The 20,110-nt window shown below is 69.0% G+C and carries 17 protein-coding genes and 1 pseudogene; 11 read left to right on the forward strand and 7 right to left on the reverse strand.

Translation table 11 applies throughout. The features are described from left to right. Positions 1–147: 147 nt before the first annotated feature. Positions 148–4,323, reverse strand: a complete 4,176-nt coding sequence (locus D7V93_RS00410) for an MG2 domain-containing protein (protein ID WP_120641417.1) — start codon at positions 4,321–4,323, stop codon at positions 148–150. Between D7V93_RS00410 and D7V93_RS00415 the strand changes: the two genes are divergently transcribed. From D7V93_RS00415 to D7V93_RS00430, 4 genes are all read left to right on the forward strand, one after another. Further along, on the forward strand, positions 4,322–5,281 hold the full coding sequence (locus tag D7V93_RS00415; protein WP_147450975.1) for a hypothetical protein: 960 nt from the start codon (positions 4,322–4,324) through the stop codon (positions 5,279–5,281). The two genes, D7V93_RS00410 and D7V93_RS00415, sit on opposite strands and share 2 nt — an antisense overlap. Before the next feature lie 187 nt (positions 5,282–5,468). Next, positions 5,469–5,696: a hypothetical protein gene (locus D7V93_RS00420; RefSeq protein WP_120641419.1), complete on the forward strand. Its 228-nt coding sequence runs from the start codon at positions 5,469–5,471 to the stop codon at positions 5,694–5,696. Positions 5,697–5,946: 250 nt separating this feature from the next. Beyond that, a complete protein-coding gene (locus D7V93_RS00425) occupies positions 5,947–6,996 on the forward strand; it encodes a hypothetical protein (RefSeq protein WP_120641420.1) in 1,050 nt (349 codons plus the stop codon). A 130-nt stretch (positions 6,997–7,126) separates the two neighbouring features. After that, the gene (locus tag D7V93_RS00430) at positions 7,127–8,212 is read left to right on the forward strand and encodes a trigger factor (RefSeq protein WP_244237033.1); all 1,086 of its coding nucleotides are present in this window, start codon (positions 7,127–7,129) and stop codon (positions 8,210–8,212) included. A gap of 43 nt (positions 8,213–8,255) precedes the next feature. Here D7V93_RS00430 and D7V93_RS00435 read toward each other — a convergent pair whose 3' ends face one another. Further along, complete coding sequence (locus D7V93_RS00435) at positions 8,256–8,636, reverse strand: hypothetical protein (protein ID WP_120641421.1); 381 nt, start codon at positions 8,634–8,636, stop codon at positions 8,256–8,258. Between the two features lie 240 nt (positions 8,637–8,876). On the opposite strand from D7V93_RS00435, the gene D7V93_RS00440 reads away from it, so the two are divergent. Then, positions 8,877–10,127 carry a hypothetical protein gene (locus D7V93_RS00440; protein WP_120641422.1) on the forward strand — a complete coding sequence of 417 codons (1,251 nt, stop codon included), beginning with the start codon at positions 8,877–8,879 and terminating at the stop codon, positions 10,125–10,127. A gap of 82 nt (positions 10,128–10,209) precedes the next feature. On the opposite strand, the gene mscL is transcribed toward D7V93_RS00440, so the two are convergent. The 3 genes and pseudogenes from mscL to D7V93_RS47640 form a co-directional block, all read right to left on the reverse strand. Beyond that, a complete protein-coding gene (gene mscL, locus D7V93_RS00445) occupies positions 10,210–10,623 on the reverse strand; it encodes a large conductance mechanosensitive channel protein MscL (RefSeq protein ID WP_120641423.1) in 414 nt (137 codons plus the stop codon). Between the two features lie 114 nt (positions 10,624–10,737). Next, entirely contained in the window at positions 10,738–11,433 is a 696-nt protein-coding gene (locus D7V93_RS46355) for a hypothetical protein (RefSeq protein ID WP_244237034.1), read from the reverse strand. 76 nt (positions 11,434–11,509) lie between these two features. Beyond that, positions 11,510–11,827: pseudogene (locus D7V93_RS47640) on the reverse strand (HBL/NHE enterotoxin family protein); the annotation flags it as partial. A gap of 383 nt (positions 11,828–12,210) precedes the next feature. Between D7V93_RS47640 and D7V93_RS00455 the strand changes: the two are divergent. After that, the gene (locus tag D7V93_RS00455) at positions 12,211–12,417 is read left to right on the forward strand and encodes a hypothetical protein (RefSeq protein WP_120641425.1); all 207 of its coding nucleotides are present in this window, start codon (positions 12,211–12,213) and stop codon (positions 12,415–12,417) included. A 6-nt stretch (positions 12,418–12,423) separates the two neighbouring features. Here D7V93_RS00455 and D7V93_RS00460 read toward each other — a convergent pair whose 3' ends face one another. Next, positions 12,424–13,317, reverse strand: coding sequence for an NmrA/HSCARG family protein (locus D7V93_RS00460; protein WP_120641426.1), 894 nt, complete (start codon positions 13,315–13,317; stop codon positions 12,424–12,426). Between the two features lie 71 nt (positions 13,318–13,388). On the opposite strand from D7V93_RS00460, the gene D7V93_RS00465 reads away from it, so the two are divergent. The 4 genes from D7V93_RS00465 to D7V93_RS00480 all read left to right on the forward strand — a co-directional run bounded on the left by D7V93_RS00465 (position 13,389) and on the right by D7V93_RS00480 (position 19,029). Then, positions 13,389–14,003, forward strand: a complete 615-nt coding sequence (locus D7V93_RS00465; RefSeq protein WP_244237035.1) for a TetR/AcrR family transcriptional regulator — start codon at positions 13,389–13,391, stop codon at positions 14,001–14,003. A 133-nt stretch (positions 14,004–14,136) separates the two neighbouring features. Continuing rightward, positions 14,137–16,281 carry a DUF4082 domain-containing protein gene (locus tag D7V93_RS00470; RefSeq protein WP_120641428.1) on the forward strand — a complete coding sequence of 715 codons (2,145 nt, stop codon included), beginning with the start codon at positions 14,137–14,139 and terminating at the stop codon, positions 16,279–16,281. 179 nt (positions 16,282–16,460) lie between these two features. Next, positions 16,461–17,399, forward strand: a complete 939-nt coding sequence (locus D7V93_RS00475; RefSeq protein ID WP_120641429.1) for a DUF808 domain-containing protein — start codon at positions 16,461–16,463, stop codon at positions 17,397–17,399. Positions 17,400–17,532: 133 nt separating this feature from the next. Then, positions 17,533–19,029 carry a hypothetical protein gene (locus tag D7V93_RS00480; protein WP_120641430.1) on the forward strand — a complete coding sequence of 499 codons (1,497 nt, stop codon included), beginning with the start codon at positions 17,533–17,535 and terminating at the stop codon, positions 19,027–19,029. A 102-nt stretch (positions 19,030–19,131) separates the two neighbouring features. Here the strand turns inward: D7V93_RS00480 and D7V93_RS00485 are convergent, their stop codons facing one another. Then, entirely contained in the window at positions 19,132–19,527 is a 396-nt protein-coding gene (locus tag D7V93_RS00485) for a Dabb family protein (RefSeq protein WP_120641431.1), read from the reverse strand. A gap of 112 nt (positions 19,528–19,639) precedes the next feature. On the opposite strand from D7V93_RS00485, the gene D7V93_RS00490 reads away from it, so the two are divergent. After that, complete coding sequence (locus D7V93_RS00490; protein ID WP_120641432.1) at positions 19,640–20,047, forward strand: winged helix-turn-helix transcriptional regulator; 408 nt, start codon at positions 19,640–19,642, stop codon at positions 20,045–20,047. Positions 20,048–20,110 lie beyond the last annotated feature (63 nt).

Below are 20,110 nucleotides of genomic sequence, written 5' to 3' on the forward strand. Positions count from 1 at the left end.
TCATCTACGGGTAGCACCCGCCTGACAGCCTTGTCAAAAAGACAGGCGATGGCCTCACGCGTCAAAGAGCGACATCAACGCAGGGTGTCAGCACGCTGCGCGTGAGTCGCGGTGAGGCTGCGCGCGACTCACGCGGCTACGGCGCGGCTACGGCTTCGGGGCGATGGAGACCTTCACGCCCTCGTTCCACGTCTTGTGCTCGTCCGCGTAGTACAGGTACGCGCGGCTGGCCGGGCCCGTGTACGTGCCGGGCACCGCGGCCACCAGGGACAGCGGCACGTCGATGCGCTTGCGGGGCTCCATGCCGCGCCAGTACAGGACGACGTCGCGCCCGAGCACCTCGTACGCATCCACCACCTGCCGCTTCACCAGCTCCTTGAGCTGGTCATGCCGCACCTCCAGCCCGCCCGGCACGCCGAAGATGGCCACCGCCGTGGGCAGCCGCTGGCCCGTGCGGTTGATCATCACCACCCGCGCCTCGGTGGGCTCGCCCTCGGTGAGGTCCGTCTTCGCCAGCGTCACCTCCAGCGCCACCGACGTGTCCTTCGAGCTGTCCGGCACGAGCGCGCTGTAGGTGACCTCCACCGAGTACGGCAGCTCCGCGCCGCCCTCCATCCGCAGCTCCACGCGGCGCTCGCCCGGCCCCAGCAGCGCGCTCACGTCGGGCAGCTTGAGCGCCTCCTGGGTGGAGCCGTCGAAGCGCACCGGCTCGCCCACCGGGCGGCCCTCCACGTAGACGCGCACCAGGCCCGGGGTGAGCTTCGACGCGCGCGCCTTGTCGTAGGCGATGATGGCGCGCAGCGCGAGCACCGTGCTCTGCGTCGCCCCGTAGCGGCCACCGTCGCTGGACTCCGCGAGGAACTTCATCGCGCGCTCCACGTTCCCCACGTGGGAGGGATCGCGCATCCACGCCAGCGTCGCCAGCGCGGTGGTCTCGATGTTCAGCGTCTCCCCCGAGCTGCCCACGATGGACTGCGTCGCGCCGCCCACCACGCCGTCCTTCCCCTGCAGGGAAGCGAGCCGGCCCATCAGCGCCCGGGCTTCAGCAGTGTCACCGGCGAGCGCCATCGCATTGGCCGCCAGCGCCACCACGTAGCTGTTGGTGCTCTTCGCCGCCGCGGCCTTCAGCGAGGCGACCTCGCGCGACAGCTCCTTCGCCTGCGAGGCCGGCTGTCCCGCGCTCTCCAGCAGCGTCCAGAGGATGTACGCGTTCGACGTATCCGCGTCCTCCACCCACACGTGCAGCGCGCGGCGCTTGCGGTTGAAGCCGCCCTGCCCGTCCCGCTGCTGGAGGAGCCACTCGCGCGTGCGCTCCAGCATCGCGGTGTCCACCTCGCGCACCTGGCGCATGTCCGTGAAGTGCAAGAGGCCGAACGCGGTCAGCGCCTCATGGCCCGGGTTCTGCCCGAACCACTCGTAGCCCTTCTCGGACGTCTCGTAGCCCACCAGCCGCTGGTAGCCCCGCTCCAGCTTCTCGCGAGCACTCGCCACCAGCTCGGGATTCACGCCGGTGTGCGTCTGGAAGTACTGCTGCGCCATCGTCATCGGGTACGTCGTGGAGCTGGTCTGCTCGAAGCAGCCGGAGGGCTCCTGGATGAGGCGGGCCAGCGACTCGGTCATGTTGGCCAGCGGACCCGGGTACACGGCGATGGACGTCCGCACGCTGCCGGGCACCACGCTCTGGGGGAGCACCACCCGGTGCGCCGCCGGCCCCTTCGCCGACAGCAGCCCGCCGAAGGACACGCGGCCCGGGAAGCCCCGGGGCTTGATGGACAGCGTGCGGGTGACGACGTCCGTGTATTCGCCCGCGCTCGCCGTGAGCTTCACGTCCACCGGCCGCGCCTCCTGGCCAATCTCCAGCGAGAAGAGCTGCCGGGCCCGCGCCTGCGACGCCAGGTCCAACGCGCGCCCGCCGGTGACCTTCACGTCCCCCTTCAGCTCCACCTTCACGCCCGCCCCCGCAAGCCTTCCTTCCGTCCCGTTCACCAGCGCCACCGGCAGCCGCACCACGTCTCCCGACGTCACCTCCAGGGGCAGCTTGGGCTCCGCGTAGAACGGCTGCACCGACTCCAGCTCCGCCACCGCCGAGCCAAGCGCGCCGTCGCCGCCCACCGCCCCCGCGAACGCCTTGAACGTCGTGACCGAGTCGCTCATCGCGAAGGACACCCGCGCCTCGCCGGTGCGGGCATCCGTGCGCACCCCGGCGTTCCAGTAGAGCGTCTCCGCGAAGTCGACCCGGTCCCCCGTCTTGCGGTTCGGCCGCGCCGTGTGCGCGAACTCGCGGAGATAGACCATCTGCCCCATGAGGGCATGCTTGTCAGCGAAGCTCATGTCCCGCTTCGCGCGCTGGGCGATCTTCCCCATCACCGCCGCCTCCTCCTCCTTCGCCTGGAGCACGGGCTCCGGGGCCACCGCGGCCGGAGCGTCGGGAGCCGGAGCCTCGGGAGCCTGGGCCCGCAGCTCCGGAGCCGCCGGAGCCGCCGCGACGCCATTGGCCATGCCGGGGAGCACACCGCCCACGGCCAGGCCGGCCGCCCTGTCGTCGGCGACCTCCGCGTCCCCCATGGGCTGCGCCAGCCCGGGCGCACTCTTCACGCCAGCGAAGGCGTCTCCTCGTCCGCCCCCGCGGGTGGACGGCCGGGGCCTCTGGACGGGCTCCTGCGGCCAGCGCACCGCGAGCACACGCATCGCCGCGTCACCATGCCGGGCGAGGAAGCCCTGCGTGTCCGTCAGCGCGAAGCGCCGCCAGCCCTGCGTCCCCAGCAGCAGGTCCACCGCCAGCTTCGACTTCGGATTCTTCGCGTCGAGGTAGAGCTGGGCATCGGCCAGCTCCTTCACCTCGGGCTCCAGCAGCACCATGACCGGGAGCTGCGGCGCCTGGTCGCGCTTCTCCTGGAGCTCCAGCACCGCGTCATCCGTGACGGTGAGCATCACCAGCGCGGAGATCGGCTGGCCGTCGCGCGTCGTCCGGGCCGTGAGCTGCACCGGGCCGCCGGGCACGTAGCGCTTGCGGTCCGCCTTCAGCTCGACCGTCACCTCCTTCGAGGGCTGACGGAACACCAGCCGCTCCGCGAGCGGCCGCCCGTCGTGGTCCCACACCGTGGCGACGAGCACGCCATCCGCCTCGCCAGGGTCCAACGTCACCGGCCCGCCCTGCGCGGATTCGAGCACCGCCGAGGCGACGCGCACCTCGCGCTGGCTCAGCGTCACCGTCGCGCGGCCCACGCCGGACAGGCCCACGGCAAGCTGCACCATCCGGCCGGCGGGCACCACGTCCTCGCGCACGCCGAGGACGGCGCCCCTCGGCTTCACCTCCGGCAGCGGGAAGCTCTTCTGGATGCCCGACGGCGAGTCGATGCGCAGCGCGTACCGCACCCCCGCCTGCGGGGTCAGCTCGAAGCGGCCACGGCCCTCGTGCTCCGAGCGCACCCGGGCGACCACCCGGCCGGTGCCCACCTCCACCACCCGGCCCACCAGGTCCGCCGGCTTGCGCGCGGGCGTGCGCGCCTCGAAGTAGACGCGCGAGGCGAGCCCCGCCACCAGGTCGCCACCCTCCGGGTACAGGGTGAGGTCCAGCGTCTGGAGGAGGATGGGAATCGTCTTCGCCGCCGACTCCACCACGCCCCCGTCCTCGATGGTGAAGGCCAGCGTGCCCTCGCCGCGCTCCATCGCCGCCGGCAGCGCGAAGCGCACCGTGCAGCGCCCCTTCCCGTCCACCGTGCACGGCACCTGCGCCGCGGTGGCGCCGTCGACGAGCGCGGTGGCCATCACCTTCGCGCCCTCGGGCACGCCGCCCTCCGCGCGCTTCACGTCCAGCGTGGCGGTGACGGTGTCACCCGGCCCGTAGCCGTCCCGGAGGAATTCAATCTGCGACTTGAGCCGGGGGGCCCGGTAGGCGCGCACGTCGAACTTCCGCTCCGCGGGGGCCGCGCCCGTCCACGGGTAGGTGACGCGCAGGGTGTACTCGCCACCGGGCTGACCGGCGGGGATGGGCCAGGAGTAGCCCCAGACGGCGTCCGCCGTGGCCACCCTGCTGGTGGTGATGATGTCCCCCCTGGGTCCCCGCACCTCCAGCTGCGCCTGGAGCGAGCCCGCGTACGGCTTGCGGCTCAGGGCGTCCAGCACCAGGCCCCGCGCCAGCACCTGCTCCCCGGGCCGGTAGAGCGGCTTGTCGGTGGTGACATGGGTCAGGTACCGGTTCGCGCCGCCCAGGGAGCGGGTGGTGGCCCGGGCCGCGAGGACGCGGGGCGACAGCAGCACGAGGAGGGCGGCGAACCCCAGGGGCAGGAGCACGCGCAAGGCACGCGGGACGTGGAAGGTCATGGGTTCACTCAACGGGCGAGAGGGCCAGAAGTTCTATGCCACCCCGCCGCCGTCTCATCGCTATGTTTGCGGCTTCCCCGTGTCCACGTACCCCCGGGGCAAGCCCAGCCGCGGCACAAGGGACCAGGTCCAGATGCAAAAGAAGAAAATTGACGGAATCGTCTTTGGCTGGACCTGGGAGTACAAGGTCGACGGCACGAACGAGGCGTTCGTCGACGGCAAACCCGAGAACGTCCTCGCCGCGACGGAGGCTGATTTCCAGGAGGATGACGACTACCGCTACGTGGTCGTGTCGAGCCCGAACATCAGTATTCGCGCGACCGTGGAGTTCGCGCGAGCGAGCGAGGACGACGAACGCCCTGTGGTGCTGGGGGCCTCCAACACGGTCTACACGTCCCGGAAATCCTACTACTACAACTCCACGGTCAGGTCGGTGCTGACGCAGAAGCCCACGCGTGTCCCGTGCTGGGATGGTTTCGATGATCAGGACGAAAGCGACGTGCCCTTCTATTCAGGACCCCAGCACACGAGCACGCAAGCACATGAGGAAGACATCGAAGTCTACTTCAACGATGCGCCACGCTGCGGTCCCAACGGGTTCGAGAAGAAGTTCCTGGCCAGCACCGTGGACCCCACGGAGCATGCCAAGGACAAACTCAACCGGAACAAGAACAAGCCGGAGACGCTCTTCTGGGTCGAGGGATACGACAGCTACAAGCTCTGGCTTGTCGCCAGGATTGATGACAAGCTTTACGCGCTCGACGGGTTCCCCTGGTTCGTGAAATTCGCGGCGCGGGTGGACCCGGAGAACGACCGGATCGTTTGTTCGGACGATTCGCGCCTCGGGCTGGGGCGGCACGACCACCTGAACAAGAAAGAACCCTGTTTCACCGGAAAGCGCAGCGCGATACTCCACGAAGTCGAGCGCACGACGTGGATTCGCCACCCGTTCAAGTAAATCAATCTCCACGGGCGCGGCACGCTCACTCATGCCAGGAAGATGACTGGGGCGGAGGATTGGGCTGGCAGGAGGCTTTGACCATGAATTGCAAGAGCATCCCCACTTCCGATATTCAGTCAGACGCAGTTCCCACCGAGAGGAGCTCCCGATGATGCCGCGGATCGTGAAGAGTGCTTTCGCTGTGATGGGTCTGGCCCTGGCCCTGGCCTGTGGTGGAGCGGAGACGACGGACATCGAGCAGTCGGAAGGCGTCTCGACCGAGGCCCAGGCGCCCACGACGGAGTCCGTGTCGGGCGACACCTCCGCCCAGGTGCTCCCGGGCTGTGGTGGCTTCAAGCAGACGTGCTGCGAGTTCAAGTACTGCAACACCGGGCTCGAGTGCGACCCCTCGACGCTGAAGTGCCTCTACTGAAACGTTCCCGTGAAGCCGTCCCGAGGCACCTCGTGGCCTTCCGCCCGAGGTGCCTCACCCTTTCGTGGAGGCCTGCTCGCCGTGCGAGCGGACCCCCTCACAAGAAAATGCAATGATTCCAAGGGCTTGGCGCCTTGACTGCGCCCCGCCCGCGCGGAGCGGAAAATGGGGCCTGCCCTACGCAACTCGCGCACGTTCGTGCCGATAATCAGGGCAGGTTCCATCCATTCCATTCTTTGTGAGGCCCCCCATGGGTTTCCCCGACATCAAGAAGACCTTCAACACCGTCCGCACCAACGTCCAGAAGACCGTCCAGACCGTCCAGAAGACGGTTGAGGAAAACAAGTCGGTCATCAAGGGCGGGGTCGCGGTCGCCACCCAGGCCACGAAGGCCGTCAACTTCGGCAAGGACGCCTTCCAGCAGATCAAGAACGTCTCGAAGGGCGCGCAGGGGATCCTCGGGAAGACGAACCTGGACTTCGTCCGCAACCCCACCTTCGCCCAGGGCACCTTCAAGGGCCTCACCAAGTTCGGCGCGAACATGGGCGCCGCCATGCGTTACGCGGGCATCCCCGGCGCGGCGATGGCTGGCGCCACGGCCTTCAAGGACGTCCGCCAGGCCATCCGCTCGGGCAGCAAGGACGACATCATCAAGGCCACGCGGTCGTCCCTGGACGCGGCCAAGGCCACCGTCAGCGCCGCGACGGGCGGCATCGTCGGCAGCAAGGTGATGGGCGGCGTGCTGGGCGGCACCATCATGAAGGGCAAGCTGGACGCCGGGAAGAAGGCCGCCGAGGCCTTCAAGAAGGCCCTCCCCAACGCCGGCGACGACGTGCTCAAGGCCGTCAAGAACGCCGCCACCAAGGGCATCTTCGAGGGCGGCGCGAAGAAGGCCGTGAGCCGGGCCATCACCACCGCCGCGGGGGACGCCGCGAAGGCGGGCGGCACCCTGGCCAAGAACATCCTGGGCAGCGGCACGCGCTCCGCCGCCAAGGCCGCGCTGTCCACGGTGGGCCGCGAGGCCGGTGAGGTCGCCCTCAAGGCGGGCGCGAAGGCCGCCGCGGGCACCGCCGCCAAGACGCTGGGCCGGTTCGCTCCGGGCGTCAACGTCGCCATCGCGGCCATCGACGTGGCCAACGCGGGCGCGACGCTGATGGACAAGAACGCGAGCACGGGCAAGAAGGTGACGTCGGTCATCACCGCGGTGGGCTCCATCGCCGCGGCCACCAACATCCCGGTGGTCAGCCAGATCGGCGCCGCGGTCTCCACGGTGTCCAGCATCGTGGGCGCCTTCTTCTAAATAAGAAGCGCGGTCATCCTTTCGCGGTTTGTCAGAGCGGCTCGGCTGGACTAAGCCTAGGTCCATGCCGAGCCGTCGCTTTGTTCCCCATTGGCGCGGACGCGGGCACCCCTATCTTCCGGGAGCATTCGTGAGCATCAAGCAAGGGAATCCAGGACCTGCTGGGGGCGTCGAGCGCCTTCTCAAGCTGAGCCCGGTGATGACCACCGCCTCCGCCGAGTCGCTCAAGCTCCCCGGTGTGACAGCCCCCTCCCTGACGGGGCTCTCCGTGCGCGTCCCCACCCCGGACGACCTGACCGAGGAGGATCTGCTGCGCAGCTTCCACGAGAAGCGCCGGGCCCTGGCCACCCAGCGCGAGCGTCTTCCGGGAGAGCCGCTGGAGCTGGGCGACGACGTCCAGCTCAACGTCGTGGGCTACTGCGATGGGACGCTCATCCCCTTCTCCGCGCGCTTCGGCATGACGACGGAGCTGGCGCCCATCGAGGCGCTGCCCGGGTTCTGCGAGGGCGTGGCGGAGGGTGGCAAGGTGGGCGGGTCCATGCAGATCGCCCTCGATCTGCCAGCCGACTACCCGGTGGAGCACCTCCAGGGTAAGCCCGCGCGCTTCCTGGTGGACGTCGTGGCCGCCCGCCAGGTGACGTTGCTGCCGGAGAGCTCCCCCGAGTTCCTGGCGAAGCTGGGGATGGGCAGCACCCTGGAAGAGGTCATGGACCACCTGCGCGAGGAGCTGGAGGACGAGCTCGCGGCGCAGCTCTGGGTGCAGGCCCAGGACATGGTGCTGGACGAGCTGGCCCGGCGCGCGCCGGTGGAGCTGCCGCAGGCGCTGGTGGACGAGGAGCTCCGCCGCCGCTGGGTCCAGGCCGAGGGCCAGGCCATGCTCGAGCACCAGTTCGACGTCGAGGAGCAGCAGGAGGCGTTCCAGGGCTGGCTCACGGACCCCACCACGCGCGCGGAGGTCGAACGCCGGCTGCACATCGGCATCGTGCTGAAGGCCGTCACCGAGGCGGAGAAGCTGCAGCTCACCCCGGAGAAACTCGAGGAGCTGATCCGCGACCACGTGGAGCCCTTCGGGTTGAGCGCGCAGGACGCGCACGCCGCCCTGCGGGAGACGCGGGAGACGACCCAGCGCCTGACCGAGCTGGGCTGGTACCTGCTCGCCGTGGAGCACGTCATGAACAAGGCGAAGGTCACCTTCGAGGGCGCGGAGCAGGGCTGAGGCGCCTCGGGGGAAGGGCTTCGTCCCCTCCCCCGCCTCACCGTCAGCCTTCGCTGAACCACAGCCCCAGGCCACCCAGCAGGCCCAGGCCCAGGAACAGCGCGGCGAGCCCCCAGGTCTGGCGGCGCGACCACCTGAGCGACTCGCCATACCGGTAGCCACACACCAGGATCAGTCCGGCGAACCCCAGGCAGATGGACACGGGCCCCAGGGCGACCAGCACCTTGCGGGTCGTCCCGCTCACGTCCAGGACCGCCAGCAGCAACAGCGGCCAGAAGCCGACGACGAGCAGGCCGAACACGAGCCCGAGGCCCCACCACGTCTCGGGGCTGGACAGCTCCAGGAAGTCCAGCAACCGCCACCACCAGGAGCGGGGCGGCTCCTGGGGCTCGCGACGACGTCGGGGGGCAGTGGGCGGCAGCATGCGCGGGGACTCCAGGGACCTGGAGCGTCTTCTAGTGCAGCCCGGCGCCTTTTTGAAGATGAGGGGACACGCCTCGGATTACCGCCATCCAGGCAAAAACCGCCAAGGCTTCAGGACTTCATTCAATTCCTGCCTGAATCCGGTCAAGTCAGTAAAATTAGAACAGCCAGAAAAACCTGATGAATGCAAAGAAGGCAGCGGTTGGCGCGAAGCCAATCCTTTGCAAGCAAAAGGATTCCCATGTCCAAGCTTCACAAGACCCTGCTGTCCGCTTCCGTCGCGCTCCTGGGTTTGAACGGGTGTGGCGGCACCGCGCTCCCGGAGACGGAGTTGGCCAGCACCCAGCAGGGCGTGGAAGTGGCAACGGCCATCCCCCTCCCAATCCCCGCCTGCTCGCTTCTCCCCGATACGGATGGCGACGCCGTCTGCGACGCCGTGGAGACGTTGCTGGGCACCAACCCCAACAACCCCGACACGGACGGGGACCGGCTCAACGACTACGCGGAGTCGTTCGGCTTCGGAGGAGGCCTGGACCTGACGGCCCTCGGCACGAACGCGCGCAGGAAGGACATCTTCATCGAGGCGGACTACTACCCGGGGCTCCAGCCGACCCAGGCGATGCTGAACCGCGTCATCACGGCCTTCGCCAATGCGCCGGTGTCGAACCCGGATGGCTCCACGGGCATCACGCTGCACGTGGTGGTGGACCAGCAGATCGCCGCGGCGGACGCGGACTCGGACCTGAACCCCGTCTGGACGGACTTCGACGTCATCAAGGGGAAGTACTTCGCCGCGCTCCGCGCGCCCTACTTCCACTACATGCTGTTCGCGAACCGGTACGCTGGCGGAAACTCCAGCGGCATCTCGCGCGGCATTCCCGCGCATGACTTCATCGTGACGCTGGGCTTCATCGGGGGTGGCACGGAGTTGCAGCTGGCCGGCACCCTCATGCACGAGCTGGGGCACAACATCGGCCTGCGCCACGGCGGAAACGATGACAGCAATTACAAGCCCAACTACCTGAGCATCATGAACTACGAGTACCAGTTCTATGGCTTCGGCATCGGCGGCTTGAACAACGTGCTCGACTACTCGCGCGTGCGCGTCGCTTCCGTCAGCGAGGCGTCCGTCAACGAGGCCTCCGCCTTCGCGCCCGTCGCCCCGACCACCGAGGCGGACCTGGCCAAGATCAGCGGGCTTCGCTTCAACAACGTCCAGGTCACTGGCAACGCGAGCGTCAACCTGGACTTCAACAACAATGGGAGCATCCAGGCCGCGTCCTACGCCCTGGACTTCAACCGCTCCGGCGCCGCGAACAACGTGTTCCCCGCGTCGCAGCACGACTGGCTGGCCCTCGCGTATGACGGCGGTGGCCAGATTGGCTTCGCCGCGCCGGGCCTCTCCCAGGACCTGGGCCGTGAGGAGCTCTTCCTCGTCGCCCCCGAGAAGATGGAGCCCTGCCTCACCGTGGACGAGCGCACCGGCCGGTAGTCCCCGCTGAAGCGTCGCATTCCGCCGCCGGGTCCTCCTTCACGGGGGGCCCGGCGGTGTCGTGTCTCCAGGCGCTCAACGCTCAGGCGGAGGTGGACGCCAGGGGCTCCAGTACGGACGTACACGCCCGACAGCGCCGTGCCTCCAGGGGAATGGCCTCCCGGCACTCCGGACAGACCCGCGTCGAGGGCGGAGGCGGCGCCTCCTTACGACTCCACAGCTTGCTCATCTTCACCACCACGAGGAACAGCACCAGGGCGATGATGAGGAAGTCCAGCATGGCGCCCAGCAGGTGGCCGACGCGCAGTTGCAACGGCGTGACGGTGACCTCGCGCCAGTCCCCGCCCGGCAGCACCAGCCCCACCACCGGCATCACGAGGTCCGACACCACGGCGTTGACGATGGCGGTGAACGCATTGCCGATGACCACCGCCACCGCCAGGTCCACCACGTTGCCCTTCAGCGCGAACTGCTTGAACTCCGAGAGCACGGACACGGAAGACCTCCCCCGGGAGCCGCGTGCCTCCCGGCGACAGCCGGCGGCCCGGCTCCGCGCGAAGGCACCCTAGCCGGCACCTCCAGAGGGGGACGCTGGCCCACAGGGCAGGTGTCACGCAGTGGGCAGGAGGCCGATCCCACGGACTTCAGGCGGCGACGCCCGTCGTCGGCTGGAGGAGCACCACGGGGAACAATCCCACCTTCTGCCAGCCCGTGCAGTCGTCGAGCAGGAATTGCCACCCGCCTTGTTTCCGCTCAGGACGGGCGCGAGCGGCGGCAGGGGGTTGCCCTGCTGGAGCGCCTTCGAGAGGGAATTGAAGCCCTGGCTCAAGGCCGCCCAGGCGCGCCCCACGTCGTTCGCCGCCTGCTGCATGCGGGTGGTGCTCTGGGCCATCAGCGCGGCTTCCTGCGAGGCCGTCTGCGCCACCGCCGCCTCCGCGAGCAGCGGGTTCAACTCCGAGTAGAGCGTGGTCAGCGTCTGGATTTGCCGCTCCACATCGTTCTGCGCCGCGATGGTGGAACCGCTGGTGTTCGCCGTGCTCACGATGATGCCCACGAAGGCCTTCGCCGCGGCCAGGGGGGAGTCCTCGCAGTTGAGCATCTTGATGGCCAGCTGGACCAACGCCTTGTCCGTGCCGGACAGCCCCTTCGCGATGGTCTGGCAATCCTGGTCGATGGCCTCCAGCGTCGAGTTGATCTGCGCCTCCAGGCTGGCGATCTCCGCGTCCCCCGCCGCCGCGACGGCATCCGCCGCCAGGGCGTCCGACACCTCGGTCGTCACGGTGGAGAGCCGGTGCGCCTCGGCCACGAACGCGGCGACGGTGTCCCGCCAGGTTCTGCGCGAGCAGGTCCAGTCCCTGGGAGAGCTCGAGGGCCGCCTGGCGTCCGGCGGAGCCCCCCTGGTCCACGACCTGGGCCAGCTGAAGCAGCTGCGGATACATGGCCATCCACTGGTTGAGGAACGCGATGGTCACCGCGTCGAGCCTCAACCCCTGGGGCATCACCACCCCCAGACAGCCCCGGGCCACGTCACGCGCGCGGCCCAGATCCGTGGCGAGGCTTGGCACCGACGCCATGCTCACCACCGGCTGCTGGGCCAGGGCCTGCGCGTACATCTGGAGGGTCGTTCCCGCCGCGCCCAGTTCGGCGAGCGCGGTGGTCAGGGGCACGGGAGAGAACACCTGCGGGGACAACTCAAGCATCGTAGTTCTCCTGCTGCACGGGCAGCGTGCCGGTCTGCTGGATGGAGATCGCCAGGGCGAGCGTGGTCTGCCAGTCCAAGTTGGCGGCGTCCAGCATGGGGACGAGCCCCGCAGGGAGGGCCTTCCTCCTCTGAGGGCCTGGCATCACGACGAGGGAGGACCGGACGGCTGGCGTTCTCGCGGAACGCAGCCGCGTCGCCACGGAAGGGCCACGACCTTGAGCGGTGCGGGACCGCCCATACCCCTGAACGGTCACGGCCCTTCAACCGGCCCCTTCTTCTTCCAGCCGCTACGCTGATCCGCGCGCGCGATGCTCAGGGACGGGGGGCGCAGTGCATTGTTCCGGCGATGGGTCGACGGGGATCATCAGGACCGAGCGGTGGTTGTTCGAGAACTGGGCGCGCACGCAGCGCGTGCTCGTGCCCGTGGTGCACAACCCGACGAAGGTCGAGCACATCGTCGCGGCGGTGCTCGAGGCGGAGAAGGCGAAGCAGACGCTGAACTCCTCGCGGACCGACTCCCAGGGGCGGTCCAGCCAGTTGCCGGGGATCAGCAATCCCTTCCTCGTCGGCGAGGAAGGGACGCCGTAGGCGAAGTCAGGCCGCGAAGCGTGCCCGGAGCTCCGCCGCGCCTCCGCGCTCGAGCCACGCATCGAACGTGAGGAGGCCCGGCGAAAGCCGTCGCAGCGCCGCGATGTCCGCGTTCCCGACCGCGATCCCTTCGTCGACAAGTTCGACGAGGCGGCGCAAGAGCGCGCTCTGCGCCAGGAACTCGGGGGGAAACCGCGCGTAGGAGATCGACTCGTGCGTCGCACGTCCAATCTTGTCGGCGAGCTGGTTTCCGGTGAGCTCGTCACCCGCCAGCTCCAGGGTGGTCCCGGCGTGCGTGCCAGGCTCCGCGAACACGCGTGCGACGAGCACGCCGATGTCGTCGCTCGCGATGAACTGCATCGTGCGGTCCGGCCGGACGAAGAACCGGAGCGCGCGCTGCGCCAGTCCGAAATGCGGCTCGAGCAGGATCTCCATGAACGCCGACGGCCGCACGATGGTCGCGCGAAGGCCGCTCGCGCGGACGTGTTCCTCGATCCTCCACTTGCTTTCGAAGTGACCAACCCCCGTGCCGGGACGCAGGCCCGCCATCGACGTGTAGACGAAGTGCTCGACGCCAGCGGCTTTCGCCGCATCCACGACGCCCACTCCAAAGCGGAGCTCGTCGTCGTCACTCACGCCGTACTGCGGCTGACCCGAGCTCGGCTGGATGCTGAAGACCCCGTACGCGCCCACGAGCGCGCGCTCGAGCGACGCGCGGTCCCCCAGGTCGCCGTGCACCAACTCCACCCCCATCCCTTCCAGCGCCCGGGCCTTCGCGCTCGAAGGGTCGCGCACGAGCGCGCGGACGCTCCAGCCCTCCCTGCGCAAGGCGCGCGCCGTCGCGCCCCCCTGTTGTCCCGTCGCTCCAAGCACCAGCACGCGTTCGCCCTGTGTCGCCACGACGTCCTGCCTTTCTTCCGGTAAGCGGAGGGTTGCTCCGCTTAAATACGGAGCTATGCTCCGTTTTTCAAGTGGCAACGAAGCTTCCGAAGAATTCGCCGGACGACGCGACCGGCGGCGGCATGCGCGCGGATGCGAGGCGCAATCGCGACCGGCTGCTCGTGGCGGCCGACGCCGTGTTCACCGAGCGCGGCGCGGACGCGTCGCTCAATGACGTGGCGAAGCAGGCGGAGGTGGGCATTGGAACGCTCTATCGACACTTCCCGACGCGCGAAGCGCTCCTCGGCGCGACCTGCGACGAGCGGTTCCTGACGCTCGCGAAGCAGAGCCGTGAGCGCTCGGCATCCCTGTCCGCGCTCGAAGCCCTGCGCCTCTTCCTGGAGGAGCTCGTGCACTACGCGGGCATCTACCAGGGACTCGCGGCGTCACTGGGGGTCGTCCTGCGAAGTGGCACCGAGGGGTGTCACGCGACGACCGAAGAGGGACAGCGCCTGCTGCAGGCAGCGCAGCACGCGGGCGAGGTTCGCGACGACATCCGGCTGGATGACGTGGTGTGCATGGCGATGGCGATTTCGCTCTCCGCCTCGCAGGACGCGTCGGGACCCAAACGCATTCCACGCCTCACCGGGATCTTCATCGACGGGTTGCGCCCCCCACGCGATGCGCGGGGCACACGGCACCGGTGACGAGCCCCCTGCCCTTGGCACCGCGAGCGCATGCACCCGCCAAGGAAACGAACAAATCATGCTTTAGCATTAAAACGTGACATCCTGGACGCAGCGGTTCCCCCCTGCCTCCGTTTCCCCCAGGAGATGTGTCATGCATCCATCCCGATACCGGCCGCACGGCCTGCTCTGGCTCCTTGCGCTGGGTTGCCTCACGGCCTGCGTTGACGAAACCCCGGCACCCACCGAAATGGGCGAGCTGACCCGGAGTGTCGACAGCGAGGTCAGCATCTTCGGCGCGGGCACCCTTCCCGCCACGAGCGCGGATCCGGACGTCGCCTCCGTGGAGCTGGGCGTGAAGTTCCGCGCCAACGTCCCGGGCGTCGTCTCCGGCATCCGCTTCTACAAGGGCAGCTCCGCCAACACGGGGCTCCATGTGGGGAGCCTCTGGAGCCGCACCGGGCAACGGCTCGCGACCGCCACGTTCACCAACGAGACGGCCACCGGCTGGCAGACGGTGCGCTTCACCACGCCCGTGAGCATCACGGCCAATACCACCTACGTCGCCTCGTACCTGGCGCCGGCAGGACGCTATGCCTCCACCAGCGGCTTCTTCAATGGACAGGGCGCGGCGAACGGCCCCCTGACGGCCCTGGCGTCAGGCGTGGATGGCCAGAACGGGGTGTATGTCTATGGCAGCGGCGGCTTCCCCACGCAGAGCTACAACCACAGCAACTACTTCGTGGACGTGCTCTTCACCTACAGCCCCGACACGACCGCGCCCACCGCGCCGGGCGCCCTCGCCGCCACGGCGCCCTCGCCGGGAGCCATCCAGCTCACCTGGAGCGCGGCCACCGACAACACGGGCGTGACGGGCTACCGCGTCCTTCGCGGGAGCACGCAGGTCGCGTCGGTCTCCGGCGGCACGCTGGGCTACCTGGACACCGGGCTCGCGCCGTCCACGCTCTACACGTACACGGTGAAGGCGCAAGACGCGGCGGGCAACGTGGGCGCCGCCTCCAACGCGGCCTCGGCCACCACGCAGCCGCCCCCCGTGGGCGGCGGGCTGAGCCTGCCCCGCGTGCCCTGGGAAGGAGGCCCGCCGTTCTACGCCGCCTACCCGGCCATGGCGGGCACGCCGTGGCTGACGGAGGACTTCTTCCCCATCGCCTACTGGGGCGCGTACACGGACACGGAGTCGCGGCTCATCACCGACAAGGCGCATGGCATCAACGCGTTCCTGGAGACCTATGCCGGCAATGCCTCGTCGGCGGGCTGGATGCGCAAGCACGGCATCTGGAACCTCGCGGGCTCCGGCACGGGCGGTGAGGCGGTGGGCGCCACCTTCCCCGACGAGGCGGACATGTGGGCGGGGCCGGGTTGGGACCCGTGGACCGGCAACTACGCCGGCTATGACGTCTGCCTCCCGGATGATCCGCGCCGCTGCGGCTTCACGCTCTACAACACTGAATACCAGCGGCTGAACAATCCGGCCGCCTTCATCTACGCGAACGTCGGCAAGGGCGCCCTGATGTGGTGGGGGGACCGCGACCGGGAGATCGCCCTCAACGGCGCGGCCGGGCCGGACAGCCGGGCGAACTGGCGGCTGGGCATGGTCACCGGCGACATCTACTTCTACACGGACGGCAACATCGGCGCGGAGGCCGTCAACTGGTTCGGGATTCCCGCGAGCGAGGTGCGGCGGGCCTCCAACTACGGAGAGGTCCTGATGAAGAACCTCCGGACGGCTTCCAGCGCGGGCAACAACGGCAACCCCCGCTCCGCGCTCGGCATCGTCGTGGAGCTGGGAGGGCAGGCCACCGGCAGCACCCTCAATGCCAACCAGGTGGAAGGCGCCGTCTGGTCCACGCTCATCCACGAGGCGCGCGTGGTGGCGTACTTCTCCCACGTCTTCTCCAACACGACAGCGAACCCGTCCACCACGGACGTGCTCAATGACACCCGGCCCGCCTACCAGGCCACCCGGGACCGGGTGAAGGCCGTCAACGCCCAGGTGCAATCGCTGGCCCGGGTGCTCAACACCCAGTCCTACGTGTGGCAGTTCAACCCGAAGCTGAGCACGATGCTCAAGTTCCGCGACGGCTCGGCGTACATCTTCGCGATGCAGAAGCGGCAGTACACCAGCGGGAGCTACACCTTCACCCTCCCGCTCGAGCTCCCCGCGAGCGGCACCCTCGAGGTGGTTGGCGAGGGCCGCACCCTCACCTACTCCGGTGGAACGTTCACGGATGCGTTCGCCGCGGAGTACACGCACCACATCTACCGGATCGTGAAGTGAGTCCCTCGGCGGGGGCCCGGGTGGCCCCCGCCGGGTCCTGGAGAGGGGGTAGGCAGGTGCAGGGGGCCGGGGTCAAGGAGCGGGCGAAGCCGTGCTCCGGACTCCCCGCTGCCGCCCTGCTGTGCTAACCCGCGCTGGCCGCAAGTCGACTTCCCACCCCTCCAGCCCGGAAGACCCCCATGGCAGGCAGCAGCCTGATTGCGCTCCTCGACGACATCGCGACCATCCTGGATGACGTCTCCATCCTGACGAAGGTGGCGGCGAAGAAGACGGCGGGCGTGCTCGGAGACGACCTGGCGCTCAACGCCCAGCAGGTGACGGGCGTGAACGCGGACCGTGAGCTGCCGGTGGTGTGGGCGGTGGCGAAGGGTTCGCTCGTCAACAAGGCCATCCTGGTGCCGGCCGCGCTGGCCATCAGCGCGCTGGCGCCCTGGCTGGTGACCCCGCTGCTGATGGTGGGCGGCGCCTTCCTCTGCTTCGAGGGCTTCGAGAAGCTCGCGCACAAGTTCCTGCACGGCCCGGAGGAGGACAACGCGCACCGCGCCGAGCTGCGCGAGGCGCTGGTGAACCCGAGCGTGGACCTGGTGGCCCTGGAGAAGGACAAGATCAAGGGCGCGGTGCGCACCGACTTCATCCTCTCCGCGGAGATCATCGCCATCACGCTGGGCACCGTGGCGACGGTGAGCTTCGCCACTCGCGTCTCGGTCATGGTGGGCATCGCCCTCATCATGACCGTGGGCGTGTACGGGCTCGTGGCGGGCATCGTGAAGCTGGACGACGCGGGGCTGTACCTCAGCCGCCAGTCCGGGGCCTTCAAGCGCAGCCTGGGCGCGGGCATCCTCCGCTCGGCGCCGTGGCTGATGAAGTTCCTCTCCGTGGCGGGGACGGCGGCCATGTTCCTGGTGGGCGGCGGCATCCTCGTGCACGGCGTCTCCGCCCTGCACCACGCGGAGGAGTCCTTCACCGCCTGGGCCCGGGCCGTGCCGGGCGTGGGCAGCGTCCTGGGCGGGCTCGCCCCCATGCTGCTCAACGCCGTGGTGGGGCTGGGCGCCGGGGCCGTGCTGGTGCTGCTCTTCACCCTGGGCCAGAAGGTGCTGAAGGGACGGGGCGCGAAGTAGCGGGCGAGCACGGTCCCCTCTCATTTTCCTGGGAGTCGCAACTGCCCGGGCGCCAGGGCGATAATTCAAGGAAATCGAGAGGCACTCACAGCCTCTCCCATTCCGCCTGAGCCCAGGCGAGGGGACCTCCCTCATGTCGACCATCCAGCGTGGCGTTCCGAAGCGCGTCGAGCCCCGAACCGCGGAGCGTGCGGAGGCGCAGAGCGTCACGAAGCCGGCCGTGCGCGATAGCGCGGTGCGTGCCGAGCTGGCGAAGGACGCCTTCCAGGCGAAGCCGGGGGCCCGGAGCGCGGTGAAGCTGGGGGCGGAGACGGCGGGTGTGCAGGCGACCCAGACGACGGCCGTCGCGCCCACGGCGCTGACGGAGTCCGAGAAGAAAGCCGCTCAGCAGGCCATCGCCAACTCCTATGACGGCCGGGACGCGAGCTATGTCTCCGACTGGCTGAAGAACAACCCGGACCCCGCCAAGCAGGCGGCGTTCATGGACCTGATGTTCCAGTACGGCTCCGTCGCCGGCGGCATCCTGGACGACGTGCAGCGGCTGCCGGACGCGGACCGCGCGCGCCTGTCCCGCGCGCTCGACAACGCCTACCGTTCAGGCGCGGTGTCCCCCGGGGAGCTGCAGGAGGCCGTCGCGTCGGCCCACAGAGGGGAGCTGCCGGGAGAGACGCACGAGGGCCTGGCGAGCATCGTCGCGGGCACGGGCAACGCGGACCTCATCGAGACGTACGCCAAGAAGGAGATGGAGATCATCCGCGCGGACGGCGGGTATGATCAGCAGCGCAGCTCGGCGGTGGCCACGGCCCTCGCGGGCATGCCGCCGGACCGGCTCCAGACATTCCTGGCCGAGAACCAGGCCGGCATGGCGGACGTGCTCAAGAACATCAACGCGGGCATGGATTCGTCGTACTCGCCCGCGCTGGGCAAGCTGCTGGACGCGGCCGGCCGCATCAACCCGCCCACAGCGGAGTCGCTGAAGTTGTTCTCGGACTCCATCGACAAGCTGGGGGAGAACCGCGAGTCGCGCGCCGCGGCCGCCCGCTTCTTCACGCAGCACGGAGACGCGGTCCTGGCCTCGATGCAGGACAGCGCCGGCTCGCTGAACCTGGACGGCCAGAAGAAGATGTCCGAGTTCTTCACCCGCACCCTCTTCTCGCCGCCGGACTTCCCGGGCCAGGACGCGTTCCGCCAGAACGTCATGTCGCGGCTGGAGTCGATGGGCGCCGGCCTCGCGGAGCACGCCACGGAGAACCCGCCGTCCCAGGGCGCCAAGCGCGACGCCCGGCTCATGGGCAGCCTGGTGGGAGCGCTGGAAGGCGGCTTCCAGGTCGCCGTGGACGAGCTGAACAAGCGCAACGACGCCGTGAAGGGCATGGTGGACCTGCTCTTCTCCGCCAAGCAATTCCTGCCCGACCTGCCCATCCCCGGCGCGGGCAAGCTCAAGGACCTGACCATCGATCAGCTCCAGCGCTGGGTGACGTCCAGCCTGCAGGAGAACGCCCAGTCCCCCGCGGAGGCCATCCCGTTCCACCGCGCCTTCGGCGAGCAGATCGCCAACCCGGACCTGCGCACCGACTACGACGCCGCCCGGGCCGACGCGTTCGTCAACCGCCAGCGCGGCCTGAGCTGACGGCGCAAGCGTGCGCTTCGCAGCGGCGCACCGCGAGCAGCGCCAGCTCCTGTCTGGGCGGCAATGCGACGGTGCGCGACCTGGGCGTGCCGTACCACCCTGTTACAGCTCGATGACGGGGATGGCGGCGAGGAGCGCGGCCCATTCGGGGTCGCCCGCCATCTTCTCCCGGTGCAGAGCCTGGATCTTCTCCCCCAGCGCGGGGTCGGCGTCATCGGTCAGGGCGATGCGCCGAAGCCTGGCGACGCGTGGCAGGAAGAGCAGGTCCCCCTCGCGATGCTCGGGTGCGTCGAAGTATTTTTGCAGGGCTGACAGGTCCGCGATACCCACGCAGTAGGCGTGCGTGTAGCCCTCGGCCGGGTCCCCGAGATCCCGTCCGACGACCGAGAACGAGACAGCGTCTGTCTTCGACGTGCGGGTGATCGCCGCGAGGGCTTGCGCCTGCTCGGCTTCGGTCACCCCGTCCTTGAAACGGAAACGCAACAGATTGACGAACATGGCGTCACCTCTCGCGGAAGAAGATAGCGGAGTGCTCGCTCAAACGAAGTTGGTAACCCTGGGTAACCACCACAATGTGGTTTCCCTCCGGTTACCACTCCGGGCGCTCCTCATGCTCCGCCGCCGCAAGAACAAGACGCCGCCACTTCCGCCGCTCTGCCCGCTCGCCGAGTGCATGAAGCTCCTCGGTGGCGCATGGACCGCGAACCTCGTCTGGCGCCTCAGTGGAGATCCGCGCCGCTTCAGCGAGCTGCGCGCCGACATTCCGCGCATCTCCGCGAAGGTGCTCAGCGCGAGACTGCGCGCACTCGAGAAGAACGGCGTGCTCACGCGTCACGCCGTCGCGAGTTCACCACCGTCGGTCGAATACGCGCTGACCGCGCTGGGCCGCGAACTCATCCCGGTCATCGAAGCCATCGTCCAGGTGGGGATGAAGCTCCAGCGCATGGAGGAAGTCAGGCCGCGAAGCATGCCCGGAGCTCCGCCGCGCCTCCGCGCTCGAGCCACGCATCAAACGTGAGGAGGCCCGGCGAAAGCCGTCGCAGCGCCGCGATGTCCGCGTTCCCTTCGTCGACAAGTTCGA

Source organism: Corallococcus llansteffanensis (assembly GCF_003612055.1).
Taxonomy (GTDB): domain Bacteria; phylum Myxococcota; class Myxococcia; order Myxococcales; family Myxococcaceae; genus Corallococcus; species Corallococcus llansteffanensis.